General features: G+C 42.1%; 20 protein-coding genes. 7 read left to right on the plus strand and 13 right to left on the minus strand.

Features of this window, described 5'->3' with window-relative positions; translation table 11 throughout:
• Positions 1-50 precede the first annotated feature (50 nt).
• Positions 51-1,211, plus strand: a complete 1,161-nt coding sequence (locus V1502_RS09495; RefSeq protein ID WP_409254109.1) for a glycoside hydrolase family 18 protein — start codon at positions 51-53, stop codon at positions 1,209-1,211.
• A gap of 16 nt (positions 1,212-1,227) precedes the next feature.
• On the opposite strand, the gene V1502_RS09500 is transcribed toward V1502_RS09495, so the two are convergent.
• From V1502_RS09500 to V1502_RS09515, 4 genes are all read right to left on the minus strand, one after another.
• Positions 1,228-1,512, minus strand: coding sequence for a hypothetical protein (locus V1502_RS09500; RefSeq protein WP_409254110.1), 285 nt, complete (start codon positions 1,510-1,512; stop codon positions 1,228-1,230).
• Between the two features lie 25 nt (positions 1,513-1,537).
• Positions 1,538-2,431 (minus strand): DMT family transporter, encoded by an 894-nt coding sequence (locus V1502_RS09505; protein WP_409254111.1) that lies wholly within the window; start codon positions 2,429-2,431, stop codon positions 1,538-1,540.
• A gap of 516 nt (positions 2,432-2,947) precedes the next feature.
• Entirely contained in the window at positions 2,948-3,214 is a 267-nt protein-coding gene (locus V1502_RS09510) for a DUF1292 domain-containing protein (RefSeq protein ID WP_409254112.1), read from the minus strand.
• A 21-nt stretch (positions 3,215-3,235) separates the two neighbouring features.
• Positions 3,236-3,538, minus strand: coding sequence for a DUF6509 family protein (locus tag V1502_RS09515; protein WP_409254113.1), 303 nt, complete (start codon positions 3,536-3,538; stop codon positions 3,236-3,238).
• A 192-nt stretch (positions 3,539-3,730) separates the two neighbouring features.
• Between V1502_RS09515 and V1502_RS09520 the strand changes: the two genes are divergently transcribed.
• Positions 3,731-4,018 carry a hypothetical protein gene (locus V1502_RS09520; RefSeq protein ID WP_409254114.1) on the plus strand — a complete coding sequence of 96 codons (288 nt, stop codon included), beginning with the start codon at positions 3,731-3,733 and terminating at the stop codon, positions 4,016-4,018.
• Between the two features lie 3 nt (positions 4,019-4,021).
• Here V1502_RS09520 and V1502_RS09525 read toward each other — a convergent pair whose 3' ends face one another.
• Entirely contained in the window at positions 4,022-4,798 is a 777-nt protein-coding gene (locus V1502_RS09525) for a S1C family serine protease (RefSeq protein ID WP_409254115.1), read from the minus strand.
• A gap of 155 nt (positions 4,799-4,953) precedes the next feature.
• Between V1502_RS09525 and V1502_RS09530 the strand changes: the two genes are divergently transcribed.
• From V1502_RS09530 to V1502_RS09540, 3 genes are all read left to right on the plus strand, one after another.
• The gene (locus V1502_RS09530) at positions 4,954-6,267 is read left to right on the plus strand and encodes a short-chain fatty acid transporter (RefSeq protein ID WP_409254116.1); all 1,314 of its coding nucleotides are present in this window, start codon (positions 4,954-4,956) and stop codon (positions 6,265-6,267) included.
• Between the two features lie 1,995 nt (positions 6,268-8,262).
• Positions 8,263-8,466 (plus strand): hypothetical protein, encoded by a 204-nt coding sequence (locus V1502_RS09535; RefSeq protein WP_409254117.1) that lies wholly within the window; start codon positions 8,263-8,265, stop codon positions 8,464-8,466.
• 84 nt (positions 8,467-8,550) lie between these two features.
• Complete coding sequence (locus tag V1502_RS09540; protein WP_409254118.1) at positions 8,551-8,970, plus strand: VOC family protein; 420 nt, start codon at positions 8,551-8,553, stop codon at positions 8,968-8,970.
• A 16-nt stretch (positions 8,971-8,986) separates the two neighbouring features.
• Here the strand turns inward: V1502_RS09540 and V1502_RS09545 are convergent, their stop codons facing one another.
• From V1502_RS09545 to V1502_RS09575, 7 genes are all read right to left on the minus strand, one after another.
• Positions 8,987-9,748 (minus strand): exodeoxyribonuclease III, encoded by a 762-nt coding sequence (locus V1502_RS09545; RefSeq protein ID WP_409254119.1) that lies wholly within the window; start codon positions 9,746-9,748, stop codon positions 8,987-8,989.
• Between the two features lie 264 nt (positions 9,749-10,012).
• On the minus strand, positions 10,013-11,497 hold the full coding sequence (locus V1502_RS09550) for a DEAD/DEAH box helicase (protein WP_409254120.1): 1,485 nt from the start codon (positions 11,495-11,497) through the stop codon (positions 10,013-10,015).
• Positions 11,498-11,548: 51 nt separating this feature from the next.
• Positions 11,549-11,746 (minus strand): hypothetical protein, encoded by a 198-nt coding sequence (locus V1502_RS09555; protein ID WP_409254121.1) that lies wholly within the window; start codon positions 11,744-11,746, stop codon positions 11,549-11,551.
• Between the two features lie 431 nt (positions 11,747-12,177).
• Positions 12,178-12,378 (minus strand): hypothetical protein, encoded by a 201-nt coding sequence (locus tag V1502_RS09560; protein WP_409254122.1) that lies wholly within the window; start codon positions 12,376-12,378, stop codon positions 12,178-12,180.
• Between the two features lie 553 nt (positions 12,379-12,931).
• Entirely contained in the window at positions 12,932-13,600 is a 669-nt protein-coding gene (locus V1502_RS09565; protein WP_409254123.1) for a GNAT family N-acetyltransferase, read from the minus strand.
• A 20-nt stretch (positions 13,601-13,620) separates the two neighbouring features.
• Positions 13,621-13,842 (minus strand): hypothetical protein, encoded by a 222-nt coding sequence (locus tag V1502_RS09570; protein WP_409254124.1) that lies wholly within the window; start codon positions 13,840-13,842, stop codon positions 13,621-13,623.
• Between the two features lie 113 nt (positions 13,843-13,955).
• Complete coding sequence (locus V1502_RS09575) at positions 13,956-14,753, minus strand: TIGR00266 family protein (RefSeq protein WP_409254125.1); 798 nt, start codon at positions 14,751-14,753, stop codon at positions 13,956-13,958.
• A 175-nt stretch (positions 14,754-14,928) separates the two neighbouring features.
• Here V1502_RS09575 and V1502_RS09580 point away from each other — a divergent pair, with 175 nt between their 5' ends.
• Complete coding sequence (locus V1502_RS09580) at positions 14,929-15,123, plus strand: small, acid-soluble spore protein, alpha/beta type (protein WP_409254126.1); 195 nt, start codon at positions 14,929-14,931, stop codon at positions 15,121-15,123.
• A gap of 76 nt (positions 15,124-15,199) precedes the next feature.
• On the opposite strand, the gene speD is transcribed toward V1502_RS09580, so the two are convergent.
• On the minus strand, positions 15,200-16,021 hold the full coding sequence (gene speD, locus V1502_RS09585; RefSeq protein WP_409254127.1) for an adenosylmethionine decarboxylase: 822 nt from the start codon (positions 16,019-16,021) through the stop codon (positions 15,200-15,202).
• A 218-nt stretch (positions 16,022-16,239) separates the two neighbouring features.
• Between speD and V1502_RS09590 the strand changes: the two genes are divergently transcribed.
• Positions 16,240-17,379, plus strand: coding sequence for a CAP-associated domain-containing protein (locus tag V1502_RS09590; protein ID WP_409254128.1), 1,140 nt, complete (start codon positions 16,240-16,242; stop codon positions 17,377-17,379).
• Positions 17,380-17,457: the final 78 nt, after the last annotated feature.

The raw sequence follows: 17,457 nt of genomic DNA on the forward strand, positions 1-17,457 counted from the left end.
TTTTCTGTTAAACTTTTAAGAGTTGAAGTCTGACAGGAGGCATGTCATCGATGAAAAAACTTATTGTGTTGTTGACACTTGTGCTCACTTTTACATTCGCCGGCGGCTTTTACGCTGGAATTGCCTATATAGAAGCAAAATCTTTTCCGGTAAACCCTGAACTTCACCATTCGCGTACCGCGGATATTAAGGAGATGACCAAGGAAGTGCCCTTGAAGAATCCAGCCCCTTCCAAAGTATTAATGGGGTATGTTCAAGATTTTCATGATCCGGAAAAAACGGAATATGAGCATCTCTCACATGTTATTTTTTCGTTTGCCCATCCATTGACAAATGGTGAAGTGCGAATGAGCGGAAATTATGCATGGGAAAACCTTCGCAAAACGGTAAAGCTGGCACATGCACAAGACGCAAAAGTCCTGCTTGCAGTCGGAGGCTGGTTTCATATTAATGGCGGTGAATCTTACCCATACTTTAAAGAAGCGATATCCAATGAGACACCAAGAACAAAGCTGGTCGATCAATTGATTACGATTGTTCAGCAGGAGAGCCTGGATGGAATTGACATTGATTTTGAACATCCGCGCTCACAAAATGATGCAGAACATTTAGCAGTTTTTATAAAAGAATTAAATACAAAACTTGAAGCGATAGATAAAGAGCTGTCCATTGCTGTTTACGCGAAAGTCGACAGTGTCACTGGGCAGGAAAATAAGTCGGTCATCTTTAAAACTTCGATGTTCGAGGATGTGGACTATGTCAATATAATGGCTTACGACGGCCATTGGGATGGAGGGTACAACGCAGCGAACCTCTCCCCTTATCCCTACACGGAAAACGTCGTCCGTTACTGGAGTGAACTATTTGACGTTCACGGACTCTCTAAGGATAAACTGGTCCTTGGAGTACCCTTTTACGCGCAGCCTGAAGATGCTTCCAAATCAGCAATCTCTTATTCTGCCATTATAAAAAAAGGAATCGAGAATGCTGGCAGAGATGCTATCACAATTGACGGGATCACGTATCACTACAATGGCAAAAATACAATCCAGAGAAAAACCGATTTGGCTCTAAACAACGAGTTTGGCGGGATGATGCTCTGGGAAGCAGGTCATGATGCAGAGGGAGAACACAGTTTGACGAGAGCCATCTCTGATGTTATTAAGCAAAAGGAAGAAAATGAGAAAAATCTTTTCTGGGCAGTGAAGTAAGAAAGACAGCGGTAGCTTACTCCGCTGTCTTTTCCTTTACATAATTGATGAAACCGATTCTATGGCCTTCATTGTCCATTATTTTTCGCACATAATATGGATCGTTTAACAAGCCTTCCCGTTTTGATGTTTGTAGAAATTCGTGGATATCAGGTTGTGCTTTCAATTCTTTGTACCAGTCCTGCTCTTCTAGTTCCTGCCATAGTCCCTCTATTTCCGGCTCTTTAATACGAAGAATATATTTCTGAATAAAACCTGCTATAAGAGCTCCTGTTAGTAGCAGAAGAAGTAGAACAATCATAATTCGGCTCCTTTTTTAATTAACTTTAAGCTGATAAAGGATGCTGTTTCTTGCGCAATTTCATAAGTACCCGGAAAGTCCCTGTCCCCAGAAGGACTCCAAACACAATAAAACAAAATCCTATAAAGTGTTTTAGGAGAATCTGCTCTCCTAGGAATAAAGATGAGCCTACTATTGAAAAGAATGGCGTCAAATTAATAAAAATAGAAGTTGAACCTGCACCCAATTTATGGATGCTGTAATTATACAGCATGTGTCCAAGCCCGGTTGCAAGGATAGCGGATCCTATCAGGGTCCACCAGACAAATGCCGGCTTATCCATAGAGAAGACCGTCTCGTTATCAGGGATAAAGAAGCTGGCGGCAATTAACAGAACAGAGCCCATCAAAAGCATCATTCCCGTCATCTGCCTGGAATCGATACTGACACTTAACTTTTTGATCAGAATAAAACTCGCAGCCTGTGTCAGGACAGCCCCCAGAATATAAAGGTCTCCAATAGATAGTCCGGAAAGAGTGCCTTTTTCATTCATAACAATAAGATAGACTCCCAGTAAAGCAGTAAGGATCCCGGCTCCTTTAATAATGGTAAGACGTTCATTTAAGAAAATCATAGCCATAACGGAAGTTGATAAAGGGATCAGCCCCAAAATAAGTCCGGCATTCGTCGCAGTGGTCGCGGTAAGGCCAATTGCAAGAAACAAATGATGACCCAGAACACCAAACAAAGCTGCAAGCAACAATCCCATAAAACTCTTTCGGGGGAGCTTATGAAAACTTTTCCTCAAAAGCAAAAAAAGAATGACTGCCATCCCGGCCATCATTACACGAACACCTTGTATCAATACCGGTGGAAAATAAGTAACAAGAATCTTAATGGCCGAAACATTGAAGCCCCAAACGACCATCAGTAAAAACAATAATAGGTATAACCCCCATTTAGACACCCTCTCCACGCTTCTTTCTTGGTTGATAATGTATCTAATTTAACAGGGTAACGATCGTCTGTAAAGAAAATGAGCCGGCAGGAGAGATTCATTACCAGACCCTTAATTGGATATTTGAGAAGTCAGAATTATGTTTCCGGTGGGGTTAATGTCTACTTAATCACGTTCATGAGACCCCCTAACATTGAGAAAACAAGAAAAAGTGTCTTATGGATCGTTCATGAGGCACCCTAACTCAGAAAAAACGAGAAAAAGTGTCTTATGAAACGTTTATGAGACACCCTAACTCAGAAAAAACGAGAAAAAGTGTCTTATGAAGCGTTCATGAGACCCCCTAACATTGAAAAAACGAGAAAAAGTGTCTTATGAGTCGTTCATGAAGTACCCTAGCCTCAAGAAAGCGTTAAAAAGTTTCTCATAATGAACCTCCACTAAACAATAGCTAACAAAAAAGTGCTTCACATATAATATGAAGCACTAAAAGTTTATTTAGAGCTGCCCCATATTCTTGGCGAACTCTGTTGACACCTTCGCAAACTCCTCATCACTTTCTATCCCTGTGAGATCACCTTCAGAGTCCACTTTCAAGAAGAAAATATCCATATCTTCCTGTGACTGCTCCCTTACATCGTCTGCAAAGGCAACAGCGGCATAGTCGTTTCCTTCCAATGTCAGGGTCGCAAGCACTTCGATATCCTGTTCTTGGTCCTCTTCATCAATCAATGTAAAAACTTCTCCTACTTTAACGCTTTCCATTTCGCATTCTCCTTCCGTTTCTTAAGCTTCTTCTGGTTCGTTTTCTCCGTGGTGTTCGGCAATATATGTACGGATTAAGTCTTCTTCCTCTTCTTCAAGTTCAAAGTCAAAATACTTTTCAGTCGATTTTTCCATGAGGTAATACTGAGCAACGCGGGCCCCTTTTTCGTCGATAGCATAAATGACTTTAATCATAAGTCCGTTTTCCGTATAAAGTTCATCATCCTCAGGAATTTCTACATCCAAGAGATATTCATAACGCTCTCCGGTCAGGATGCCGGTGGGATCTTCAATTTTTTCAACTGTATGTCCTATTATTTTCATATATGTTGCATTCCTTTCGATCTTTCTATAAGTTAATTTTGGTAAATCGTCATCAATTATACACTTATTCGACAAACATTGCCTAAAATTTTATTATATAGAAGAAGTATGTATAAACGACATATAAACTGTCACTTTCTGCGGTTTCCCGGGAAACTTCGGAAATAAACATAATGAAGGAGGAGAAACCAAATGTATGGGCAGCCATCTGAAAAAGAGATTATTGAGAAATATCAGCAGGACGAGAAAATGATGATCCTTGCTTTCGCTCAGTGGTGCATGAACAAAGACCTCGATCCCGCAGAGGTATATTACCGCGCTTATCCGCAGCAAGGTGAAAATCCTCTTTTAAAAGAAGCGATAGAGAAAACCATGCCTAAAGATGAATCAGAGGAGATCCCCCTCTCTTCCTTGTTTGCTGTGTTAGAAATGTACGGAAATGAAGAACTTGCTTTTGTCATTTCTCAAGTAAATAAGTAGGGCTTAGGGAAGGGTCGGTATTCTGTCAACCGGTACAGCTAGCCCTTCCGGTTCTTCCTGACTTCCTAATGAAGGAATCGTCATGGCATATACAACCCCGATCACCTTTCCATTAGAATCAATGACCGGGCTTCCGCTGTTCCCTTTTTCAATAGGTGCCGAAAGATAGAGTCTTTGCCCTGTTTTGGTGATGGAACCTTCCATGACGATTTGATGGTAGGCAAGCGGATTGCCTATGACATAAATGGAGTCCCCGCTCTTCCACTTCCTTTCTTCCTGGACTTGAAGATAGGGCATCTCCTCGCCGTCAACGTCGAGGACTGCAATGTCAAGGTCTGGGTAGTCTTCCACAAGTTCCGCCTTCATGATTTCCCCATTTGGAAACACCACTGTGATGGGTGCCATATTTTCAATGACATGGTGATTGGTGATGATTGTCCCCTCTTCCGCAATATTAAAACCCGTTCCCTTGGTTCCATTTCCTTCAATGGTGACAACTGCTTTTTTGTAATCCTGGATGTTTTCAATTTTGGAAAGCTCGTTTGACTTAGGCAGGAAGGAGAATGAGGGCATGTTGAAAACCCGTACCCATACGGCCAAAACGCTCACGACAAGACTCAGAGCTATGGCATAGGCAATCATTTTCGCAAGCCAGGATCGAATGTTGCTCTTGGCAGGCGTTTTTTCTTCTTCGTATAAAAAATCTTCTAAATCAGGTTCCTCATTTATAAGGTCTTTATCTTCTTCATTTTCTGACAGTGGCTTATCATGATTTTCCATAGGTGCCTCCGTTTATTTTTCTTCTGGTTAAATTGTAACGCAAACCGTCTTCTAATACTATCAATCCCCTTTGTTTCTTCTTTTTTATGGAATAATTGTAAATATTTAAGTATATTAGTAGATGATAGGACAAAATTATTAAAGGAGGATTTCAAATGGGAAGATTGATATCATTCTTCAACAGGGTTATGCAGCGTTATCTGCCTGATCCATTTTTGTTTGTGGTGATTTTGACATTCATCGTTTTAGGAATGGGACTTATTTTCACAGACAGTTCCGTGATGAACATGGTCCAGTACTGGGGAGATGGCTTTTGGAACTTACTAGCTTTCTCCATGCAAATGGTGCTGGTGCTTGTAACGGGTTATGTATTGGCGAGCAGTCCTGTTTTTAAAAAAGGATTGGGTGCACTGGCCTCTACAGCAAAGTCCCCGGCACAGGCGATTATTATTGTGACGGTTGTTTCCATCATTGCAAGTTGGGTGAATTGGGGCTTTGGCCTTGTAATCGGTGCCCTGTTTGCCAAAGAATTGGCGAAGAAGGTTAAAGATGTCGATTATCGGCTTTTAATTGCAAGCGCTTACAGCGGATTCATTGTCTGGCATGGTGGTTTTTCAGGTTCCATTCCTTTGACCATTGCGACAGAAGGACACTTTTCACAGGAATTGATTGGGATTATCCCAACTAGTGAAACGATTTTTGCCGCATTCAATGTAACGATTGTTCTTGCTCTTTTTATTATCATCCCTATATTAAACCGATTAATGATTCCACCTAAACAAGATACTGTCTCCGTCGATCAGTCGGTATTGGAGGAAGAGACGGCTGCAGCAACAACGATAGAGCATACTCCGGCCGACCGTCTTGAAAACAGTTATATTGTCTCACTTTTGACTGCCATTCTAGGAATTGCTTTCTTAGTGTATTATTTCGTTCAAAACGGATTTGCGCTAAATCTCAATATAGTAAACTTCCTTTTCTTATTTCTTGGGATTCTTTTCCATGGCACACCAAGGCGCTTTCTGGAATCCGTCCTCGATGCGGTGAAAGGGGCAAGCGGGATTATCATCCAGTTCCCTTTCTATGCGGGGATTATGGGAATGATGACGGCATCCGGGTTAGCCGCTGTCATGTCCCAAGGCTTTGTTAGCATTTCAAATGAATTTACGTTTCCGTTCTTCGCATTCATCAGTGCAGGAATTGTCAACTTCTTCGTCCCTTCTGGTGGAGGTCAGTGGGCTGTCCAGGCGCCGGTCATGCTGGATGCCGCCCAAACAATGGGTGTATCAACCGCAAAAACGGCTATGGCTGTTGCCTGGGGGGATGCCTGGACCAATATGATTCAGCCATTCTGGGCACTTCCTGCACTTGCAATTGCAGGATTGAAAGCGAAAGATATCATGGGCTTCTGTACAATCACGCTGTTGGTAAGTGGAGTTGTGATTTCACTCGGACTGCTCTTTATTTAAGGCTCTTTTTTTAAAATTGATCCAAGCAAATACCATGGAAAGTAAGAGAGAAAAGAGCTCCACTCCCTGCTCAGAAAGAAAAAACCTCCTTGTAAACAGGGGGCAAATATATACGAAAACAACAAGCGGTTTAGTGTTCCGCTTGTTGTTTTTTTTATCGTTTATTACGGAAAGAGGGTCTGCTGAAACGTCCAGCACTACCGCCTTTTACGGCTGCTACCCTGGCAATGATAATTAGTCCGCCTGCTATAAGACTGAAATTATATCTTTTAATGTTCGCTTACTTAGTTTATGCACCAATAACTCATTGGATATTGCATTTTATTGGTCCGGTTAGCTTCTTTACGGGCCAGCATCCCTTCAGGAATTGAATCTCCTTGGCCCGAATAGCTCCTAAACGGGCCAGCATCCATTCGGAAACTGAATCTCATTGGCCCGATTAGCTCGTAAATGGGCCAACTTCCCTTCGAATATTGAATCTCCCTGGCCCGATTAGCTCTTAAACGGGCCACCATCCCTTCTGAAATTGCATCACACTGGCCCGATTAGTTCCTAAATGGGCCACCATCCCTTCTGAAATTGCATCACACTGGCCCGAATAGCTCCTAAACGGGCCAGCATCCCTTCTGAAATTGCATCACACTGGCCCGAATAGCTCGTAAATGGGCCAACATCCCTTCGAAAATTGAATCACACTGGCCCGAATAGCTCCTAAATGGGCCAACATCTCTTCGGAAATTGAATCACACTGGCCCAATTAGCTCCTAAATGGGCCAACATCTCTGCAGAAATAGCGTCTCACTGGTCCGATTAGTTCCTAAATGGGCCAACATCCCTTCAGGAATTGCATCTCCTTGGCCCGATAACTCCAAAATGGGCCAACATCCCTACTGAAATTGAATCCCACTGGCCCGATTAGCTTCTAAATGGGCCAACATCTCTGCAGAAATAGCGTCTCATTGGTCCGATTAGTTCCTAAATGGGCCAACTTCCCTTCGAAAATTGAATCCCACTGTCCCAATTAGCTCCTAAATGGGCCAACATCTCTCCAGAAATAGAATCTCCTTGGCCCGATTAGATCCTAAACGGGCCAGCATCCATTCGGAAACTGAATCTCATTGGCCCGATTAGCTCGTAAATGGGCCAACTTCCCTTCGAATATTGAATCTCCCTGGCCCGATTAGCTCTTAAACGGGCCACCATCCCTTCTGAAATTGCATCCCACTGTCCCGATTAGTTCCTAAATGGGCCACCATCCCTTCTGAAATTGCATCACACTGGCCCGAATAGCTCCTAAACGGGCCAACATCCCTTCGGAAATTGAATCACACTGGCCCGAATAGTTCCTAAATGGGCCAACATCCCTTCAGGAATTGCATCTCCTTGGCCCGATAACTCCAAAATGGGCCAACTTCCCTTCAGAAATTGTATCTCACTGGCCCGATTAGCTTCTAAATGGGCCAACATCTCTGCAGAAATAGCGTCTCACTGGTCCGAATAGTTCCTAAATGGGCCAACATCCCTTCGGAAATTGAATCACACTGGCCCGAATAGCTCCTAAATGGGCCAACATCCCTTCAGGAATTGCATCTCCTTGGCCCAATTAGCTCCTAAATGGGCCAACATCCCTTCAGAAATTGAATCACCCTGGCCCGAATAGTTCCTAAATGGGCCAACAACTCTTCAGAAATTGAATCACACTGGTCCAATTAGCTCTTAAATGGGCTAACATCTCTTCAGAAATTGAATCACACTGGCCTGATTAGCTCCTAAATGGGCCAGCATCCCTTCGGAAACAGCATCACATTGGCCCAATTAGCACGTTATTAATCGAGAATTCTGCTAGAAATAGTATCTCAGTGTCTCAATCCCCTTTACAAAAGTGCAATCTATCAGAATTTCCTTCAAAAACGAAATTAAATTTCTAATTAGTAGATAAACAACCAAGCAATCTCAAATGAGTTTCATAATCTATTAGAAAAGGAGGGAAGCATTATGTACTATTTACTTTTGTTGTTTTTGGCCGCAATAGGCGCAGGTTTGGCTCTGCTATATGTTTTATCTACGGGAGCCGCAGCCTTTCTCGGGTATGGGCTAGTAAAGCTTTTAATAATATTCGCAGTAATTGTCATCATTATCTTTGCTTTAATCATTATTTTTCTGGCCTTCAAGGCTTTGCTGTACAGAAAGCGCTGCTAGTTCATGTGAGACTGCAAAAACGCAGTCTCTTGTTTTTTAAAGAATTACTTCTTATAGTAGAATGAGTTGTAAAGGAGTGATTTTATGGAGAAGAAACTGGACCATATCGGCATAGCAGTCAGGGATATGGACAATAGTATACATATTTATACGAGTGTGCTCGGAGGTGTATTGATCGACAGATACAGAAGTGAAGCGGTTGGTGTTGAGAGCGAAATTGCAGTCATTGAATTGAATGGAGACCGATTTGAATTGCTCTCCCCCACCAACAATACCACTTCCCCCATCGCCCGTTTTATCAGGCAGAAAGGGAAAGGTGTGCATCATGTAGCCTACAGGGTCGACAATTTGGATGAAGCTCTGGTTGAACTGGAGAATCAAGGGATCCGGACGTTGGAGGATACTCTTAGGACCAATAAACACGGCCGTCGCCTTATCTACCTCAACCCTGCTGATACAGAAGGGACCATCATTGAATACTGTGATTATCCTGATGAAAAATGATCTGTGGAGGCACAGATCATTTTTTCAAGTCTATCTCAATATAAACCGGACAATGGTCGCTTCCGAAAACATCGGTATGCATGCCGGCGTCTTGCAAAAAGTCTTTAAGTCTATCAGAAAGAATAAAATAATCGATTCTCCACCCGATATTTCTTTCCCTGACCTTGCTCATATATGACCACCATGTATAGGACTGATCTTTTTCAGGGTAGAGATACCTGAAACTATCAACAAAGCCTTCCTTTAAAAGCCTGCTCATTTTCTCTCTTTCCTCAGTAGTGAATCCGGAATTCCCCTGATTCGATTTGGGATTGCGGAGGTCGAATTCATTATGAGCGACATTCAAATCGCCGCAATAGATGACAGGCTTCTGGGCATCAAGCTCCTTGATGTACGCTCTTACCCTCTCTTCCCAATTCAGCCTGTCCTCTAATCTGGAAAGGTCTCTCTTGGAATTCGGCGTATAGACATTCAGCAGAAAGAACTCTTCAAACTCCAAAGTGATGGAACGGCCTTCCGGTTCACTTTCATCGTCTCCTATCCCATACGAGACAGACAGCGGTTGTTGTTTTGTGAAGACAGCTGTTCCCGAATATCCTTTTCTCTCTGCATAATTCCAGTATTGATGATAATTTTCCAGATCCATTTGAATCTGTCCCTCTTGCAGTTTAGATTCCTGTATACAAAATATATTGGCATCAACTTCATGAAAAAAATCCATGAACCCTTTCTTCACACAGGCTCTTATGCCGTTGACATTCCAAGACACTAATTTCATTGTTAATCTCTCCTGTTGATTTACTAGATTCCTATTTTAACAGACTTTCTCCTTTTCTTCATGGGTGGACGGCAAAAACAATCTATCTGCAACTTGTTAACAGAGAAGGATCTTTAAAATTGTTGTTCATTAAGTCACTAATTGTTATAAGCGCTGGACCGCGGGAGCACTCTGTGGCCGATGATGTTAATAGATTAAATCATAAGCTGTGAAAAATTAGTTAAATAAAAAGAGTATACCCGGAAACCGGTATACTCTTCAGTGTTATTTCTTTCTCCTGTTTTTTACTGTTGCAGTGCTGCGTCCCCTTCTGCTTGATGAGGAACTTTGTTTCTTGGTTTCTCCGCCTGTTTTCTTTTTATCAGCGTACTTCTGCAGCGAACCACGTTTAACATCTTTGGCTTCGAGCATGTTTGAGCGTTTTCTGTTTTTATTTGAAGTGGTTGTCGATTTTTTGTTTCCACGGGTTGAATCAGATGCTGCAGGCTTCTTCCTTTTTGGTTTGCGAGATTGAGTTTCTTGCTTATTGTTGTTTCCTCTTCTATCTTCGTTATTCTTTTTTGCTCTTGAAGGAGCCTGTTTTTTAGCTGCGGCTTTTTTAGGTTTCTTTCTGTCTTTATCATTTCTCTCGATTGTATTACCGATATTTTGTTTTGGAAGCCGTATGTTCAACTCTTTTTCAATTTCATTCAGCTGATCCTTCTGGGCTGGAGAATAGAATGTGACGGCAAGGCCTTTTTCCCCTGCTCTTCCTGTCCTTCCAATTCGATGGACGTAACTGTCGGCATCTTCCGGAATGTCGTAATTGAATACATGAGTGACTCCTTCTACATCAAGGCCTCTGGCAGCCACATCGGTCGCAATCAACAGCTGAAATTCTGAATCCCTGAACCGTTTCATTACTTTTTCACGTTTCGCCTGCGATAGATCTCCGTGTAACTCATCACACATAAAACCATGTGAAGCCAACGCCTCATACAATTTGGTCACCCTGCGTTTTGTACGGCAGAAGATGACGGCAAGATAAGGCTGGTATTCCTTTAACATTTCGATAAGAGTGGACTGCTTGGCCCTGTCATTGACAAAGACAGCTAGCTGTTCAACACTCTTGGCAGGCCCCTGCTTTCGTTCCACACTGAGATATTGGGGGTTTTTCATATGTTTCTTAGCGAGGACTTTAATTTCATCAGGCATCGTGGCAGAAAATAAAAGGGTTTGCCTCGATTTCGGCGTTTCCCTGATGATCATTTCCACTTCTTTTAAAAAGCCGATGTGAAGCATTTGATCGGCCTCATCTAACACGAGGGTGTTAAGGTCAGACAGGTCAATGGTTCCTCTGCCGATATGATCCAAAATCCGGCCTGGTGTTCCGACGACAATGCCGACATTCTTTCTAAGTTTATTCAGCTGCTTTTCGACATCCTGTCCGCCATAGACCGGCAGTACACTGATCCCCTCCATATGGCGGATGAGTTTGCGGACCTCTTCCGTAATTTGGAGAGCGAGTTCTCTTGTCGGAGTGACAATCAGTGCCTGGATTGTTTTCTGCTCATAATTGAATTTTTCAATAATCGGCAGGATAAAGGCGAGTGTCTTCCCGGTCCCTGTCTGAGCCTGGGCGATGACATCCTGTAGCTGCATGACAGCCGGTATGGCTTTTTCCTGAATAGGGGTCGGTGTTGTGACATTATGTTTCTGCAATCTTTCAATGACAGCTTCAGAGATACCTAACGAACTAAAATTTTTCACTTTTGTGTCCCTACTTTCAATTTAAAAGAAGATCTTTATTCGATCGTGATCTTAATATTTTCTTTTTTGAATGGCTTTTTGCTTTTCCATTAAGCCGTGAGATTTTTCGATAATATCTGTAAGCACATCGCCCTTATAAATTCTTCCGAGCTTAGTGTTTTCCTGATAGTATTCCACAATTTCTTCAAGCATATCGGCCGTTTCTTTACTTATACGGACATTCAGCTGAATTCGGTTTTGATCACTCACAGTAACGATACTTCCTTTCCTGACGGCATTCTAGCAGTTGTTATCAAAGTGCTAGCACATTGATAACAGCAACATAGAGAATGATAGCATATATGGGAGTCGATTACTACACAAATCTGACGGCATTTGTCTTTTAGTTGGGGGAGCTGAATTGAAAGCTGTAGGTGTTGGCTGCAGTCATGGTGGAAAATTACATAAAAAGTTTATTTCCTTTTTGCTGAAGTAAATATTGTCCTGAAGATCCAAAAATAAAAAACCTCTAAGTGAGAGGTTTAATGATTCTGCATTGAGAAGAGCCTTGGTCACAGGTGAGGTGAATTACAAACATAATCTACCTTTGTAGCATTCTTAAAGGGAAAGTATTCAACCTTCCTTTTGACTATGATATCAGTTTTCTGTTTCACCTTCATCACTTATCCTTATATGGAATGCTAGTTTTGATTTCCCTGGTTTCGGATTTTTTTCTCTACAATAAAAGTAAGATAACCAACGAAAAGAAGTCCTATCGCTCCTGCCATAATCGCTATCATGTCAAATGTAGAAGCCTTAAATTCAATAAACATTGTAAAGAAGCTGAAAACGACAATGAATAGAAATAACCAGTGAGAATATCTTGTGAAAAATGACTTCATCAGTGAGTCCTCCAGTTGGTGATGATAATTAGTAAATCAACTCAATAGGTATATATCCTATTTGTACTAAGTCCTATGAATGTCTTTCCTCTTTCTTTCGTCCTCATAAATAAATGAAAAGACTCAAGCGCTATTTTCTTTTAACTATTTAAGACTTTCCCTACCAAGAAGATTGAAAAAGTTAAAAGATATATGTACGAATCCATATAATCGAATGTGCCATCAAATATATATATGGCTGATTCCTCCATCGCCTTTATCACTGCAAACGTTAAAACGGCAAGACAAGACACATACCTATACTTTTTATTTTCATCTGGGTGAACTCCTCTCTATCAAAATTTGGTCAAAGAAATGTTGAAGTGGTTAAAGTATAATCAAACCACTGCTTATACGTTACTGTTTCTTCACCTTTTACTTCAGTCACCGTTTTCTGCATATCTTGAAGGAGATCGTATACCCTCTCCATCGATCAGTCATACTGTGCAAGTCAAGAGCTTAGCAAAAAAGATGAGGACGGGATCTTTTTGAGTTCGTCCTCTTCATGAGCGCTTTATTTACTGAAGAAAGGGTTTCTCCATTCCATTAGAGCTGCGTTATTCAGCGATTCTTCATCTTCTAAATAATCGGGGATGACACCGACGGGTAATCGGCCGCAGCGAAGTAGGAAGGTAATGACTTTGTCGTAAATATCCCCTTTAACTACGGTGTCAAGATACTGGGAGGCTGTCATTTGACCGGCGGCTTTTCCGTAGCCTGGCATTCTTCCTCCACCCAACAACCGTTCCAACTTAAGCTGGATGACCACTTCATACATTGATTGCATAAGGGCTTTTCCCAAACCAAGTCCCCTGTACTTTGGCGAAACGCCAATGTCTACAATGTATAAAGCGTTACCTGATGGTTCATGTGTTCTGATAAAGCCGTCATCTGTCACTTCCGACCATGTGTGCTGGATGTTTGAAGGGTCAAAAGAAGTAATCATACCAGTGATTGAACCGGCGATCTCCCCCTCCACTTCAATACATAAAGCTCCCTCAGGAAAAAGAGTGATATGATTTGTCAGCTGCTCTTCATTCCACCATAAATCAGAAGGAAACGGCGGCGGAAAGCTCTCCTGCTGGACTTTGATTAAACCGGGAAAATCTGCAGTATTATAGGTTCTGATTATAGCCTCCACTGGGGTATTGTTTCTAAATACATACAACTTTTTGAAGTACAATGAAGGACCTCCTTTCTTGTTTATGTAGCATCATTTTCAAAGTGAAAAATCTGGCCGAATTCCTCCGGATGAGATTCTCGGTATCGGTCGTCGAATCTTTCCAGGAGAACAAGGGTAATAAGTGAAATGAGCACAAACAGACCTGCCAAAGCTATAATTAAAGCCGCTGTGTAGAAAATGATTCTTAATAACCCCTTTTCTTTCAGTCGGTCCCAATCGATATGAACCAAGATAATCAGCACATCCCCCTTGTGGTGATTTTTTACTATTTTAACAAATCATTGGATGGCAGTTAACAAAAATGCCTCATTTTTACAAACAAAAAACGGCTGAGTGCCGTTTTTCAAAGAGTCAATCAATCGTCACCATTAAGGAAGTCGCCGAGTCCACCCAAAAGACTTCTTTCACCCCTGGATTGACCTCCGCCCTGAGGTGCACTGGCAAAAACCCGATCAGCAAGACGGCTGAATGGCAGCGACTGAACCCATACTGTTCCCGGTCCTTGTACAGTTGCAAAGAACATTCCTTCACCGCCGAAAAAGGCTGATTTGATTTTTCCGACATATTCGATGTTATAGTCTACTTCCTTGGTCATGGCTACCAGACAACCGGTATCAACCCGGAGTTTTTCTCCCGGCTTAAGATCCTTTCTATGGATCGTTCCTCCAGCGTGAAGAAAAGCAAGTCCATCTCCTTCAAGTTTTTGCATAATGAATCCTTCCCCGCCAAAAAAACCTGTCCCAAGTTTTCTCTGAAAATCTATTCCGACGGAAACCCCTTTTGCTGCACACAGGAAGGAATCTTTCTGACAGATAACTTTTCCGCCCAGCTCACTCAGGTCAACTGAAATGATTTTCCCTGGATAAGGGGCGGCAAAGGAAACATGCTTCTTGCCCATGCCCTGGTTGGTAAAAACCGTCATAAATAAGCTTTCGCCAGTCAACACACGTTTTCCGGCGCCAACCAGTTTCCCGAGAAAACCGGATTTACCACCTGAGGAGCCGTCTCCGAAAATGGTTTCCATCTCAATGCCGTCTTCCATCATCATCATGGCGCCGGCTTCAGCGATGACACTTTCGCTTGGATCGAGTTCCACTTCCACGAACTGCATGTCGTCTCCATATAGTTGAAATTCAATTTCATGTGAATTCATTATGTATCCTCCTTTGTCTTACTAACCTCTCCTATTTATTCTGCTGTTAAGAAAGAAATCCCTTCATTTTTGGATATTCAGTTTGAAATTATTGGAGGGAATGAGTCCGTTTCACAAGGAGAAACTACACATTGAGCAAGATTTTGCTCAATCCTTCATCGGGAGTGATTTGACCATGGCAAGAAACAAACTTGTGGTTCCTGGGTCAGAAAAAGTCCTGAACCAGATGAAAGAGGAAATCGCCAATGAGTTTGGAGTAACACTTGGAGCAGATACCACCGCACGTGCCAATGGTTCAGTAGGCGGAGAAATGACAAAACGACTCGTAGCCCTGGCTGAGCAATCATTGGCTGAAGGACAGAAGCAGTAAGGTAAAGCCCTCTTCTTATGAAGGGGGCTTTTTCGATATAAAATAAGCCCCTACGTTCAGGGGCTATACAGTGAATTTATTCAATCGCACTTCCGGGCATATTTTTACCATAAAAAATTTCGTCCATTTCCAGTTTCAGCTTGTCCGTAATTTCCTTAACTTCAGCCTCTTTCAATTTATCCTTGGTATAGCCGAACAGATAATTATTCAGGTCGAATTCTTTCAGCTTACACTTCGTATGAAAGATATTCTGGGGATAGACATTCACATCGATCATGTCATAGTCTTCCTTAATTTCTTCTGGTATATAGTTCTGAATCGAATTGATATCATGATCGATGAAAAGTTTGCGGCCGCTGATATCCCTCGTAAAGCCCCTGACTCTGTAATCCATCGTCATGACATCCGTCTCAAATGAATGAATGAGATAATTCAAAGCCTTCAAGGGGGAGATTTCCCCGCAGGTGGAAACATCTATGTCGGCCCTGAACGTACTGATGCCTTCATGGGGATGATATTCCGGATACGTATGGACAGTGATATGGCTCTTATCCAGCTGCATGGTAACTGCTGAAGGAAGCGGTCCCGGTGACTCATCAAAGTGTTCATTTGGAACTTCTACGATCGGACCTTCCGATACAAGGATGGTGACGGAAGCTCCTTGAGGTACATAGTCCTGTTTGGCTATATTTAAAACATGTGCCCCTATAATGTCCGACACATTCGATAGGATTTTGGTAAGCCGGTCCGCATTATATTGTTCATCGATATATTCAATATAGGCTTCGCGCTCTTCTCTCGTTTTTGTGAAACAAATATCATACATGTTAAAACTTAAAGATTTTGTCAGGTTATTGAATTCGTGAAGTTGAATTCTTTCTTCATGAGACATTTTCATGTTATCGGTCCCCCTATGTAAAAATTGTGCAGACTTCGTCTCTACTCATTGATATTTTTTATGATACCCTGTCATTCAAAGAATAAAACGGTATTTCTTCGCAGTAAGCATTCTGTTAGCATAATATTCCAGTAAAAAAAGCCCTGTATCGGCGTGTTTCAGAGTTTTTGGGAACGGAGAAATCGGGTAGAATGGTAAGTAAGATTGGAGCGTGAACTATGAGACGTTTACTACTGGTCGGTTTGATCATACTGGTTGCCTATAATACAAAGCCTTATTGGGAGGAACACATAGACCCTTCCCTTATTGATGACTCCATTGCCAAGCTTGAATCTTTTAAGGAGAAACCGGAAGTGCAGGATGCCTTGGCAAATATCAATGATCGAATAAGTGCAATCATTTATGGCTTGGAAGGTTCACTCCAAGAGGTTAAGGAAGAAGTGGAACCTCAAAAAGATGCGGAAGCTGTGGAAGTCACCAAGCCTGAACTCTCAAAGCCAGAAGATCAGGTGTTTTCAATTCATAATATTGAAATTGGTGATACCAAAGAGCTGGTTGAACAAGCCTTAGGAACCCCTGTCCGGTCTTCAATTAACGAATACAGCATAGAGTGGCACGCATACCATCAGAATTATCGGAACTTCTTGATGGTTTCATTTGATGAAAATAATCAGGTTAGTGCCCTTTATACCAATCAAGATCTCATTGCTTCGGACTCTGGTATCGGTTTGAACAGTACCAAGGATGAGATCCACTCTGTGCTCGGTGAGCCTATTTCCAAGATAAGAAAAGGGCTGGTCTATTACCAATTACAAAATGATGGCGAATATGAGATGTATGAACGAAATAACAGCTATATCACTGTTTTTTATGACAAACATGAAAATGATACGGTAACCGCCCTGCAGATCATTGACGAAGAACTTGAACATGGCAAGAAAGACATCTATTCCGACGCAAATGAAGAACTGAAAGAGGGTTTTGAGTATCAGCTCTTTGACCTGACCAATGCCGCCCGTGTCAATCATGGCCTATCAGTGTTGACGTGGGATGAGCATGTAAGAGGCACGGCGCGTAAACACAGTCTGGATATGGCAGATAACGATTACTTCAATCATACAAACTTGGATGGACAGTCCCCATTCGACCGGATGCAGGAAGATAACATCACGTTTACGGTTGCCGGGGAGAATCTGGCCTACGGACAATTCAGTTCCATTTACGCTCATGAAGGCCTGATGAATTCCGAGGGACACAGGAGAAATATCCTGAAAGTGGAATATGAATTCCTGGGTGTCGGCGTGGCCTTCAACCAGGAGTCGCAGCCATATTATACTGAAAATTTTTATCGTGACTAATTTGAACCGTGCCTTTCGAGGGTACGGTTTTTTATTATGTGCTTGTTGGTATGGCGGATTTTGAGTAGACTGTTTTGG

This window comes from Rossellomorea sedimentorum (genome assembly GCF_046237645.1).
GTDB classification, from domain to species: Bacteria; Bacillota; Bacilli; order Bacillales; family Bacillaceae_B; genus Rossellomorea; species Rossellomorea sedimentorum.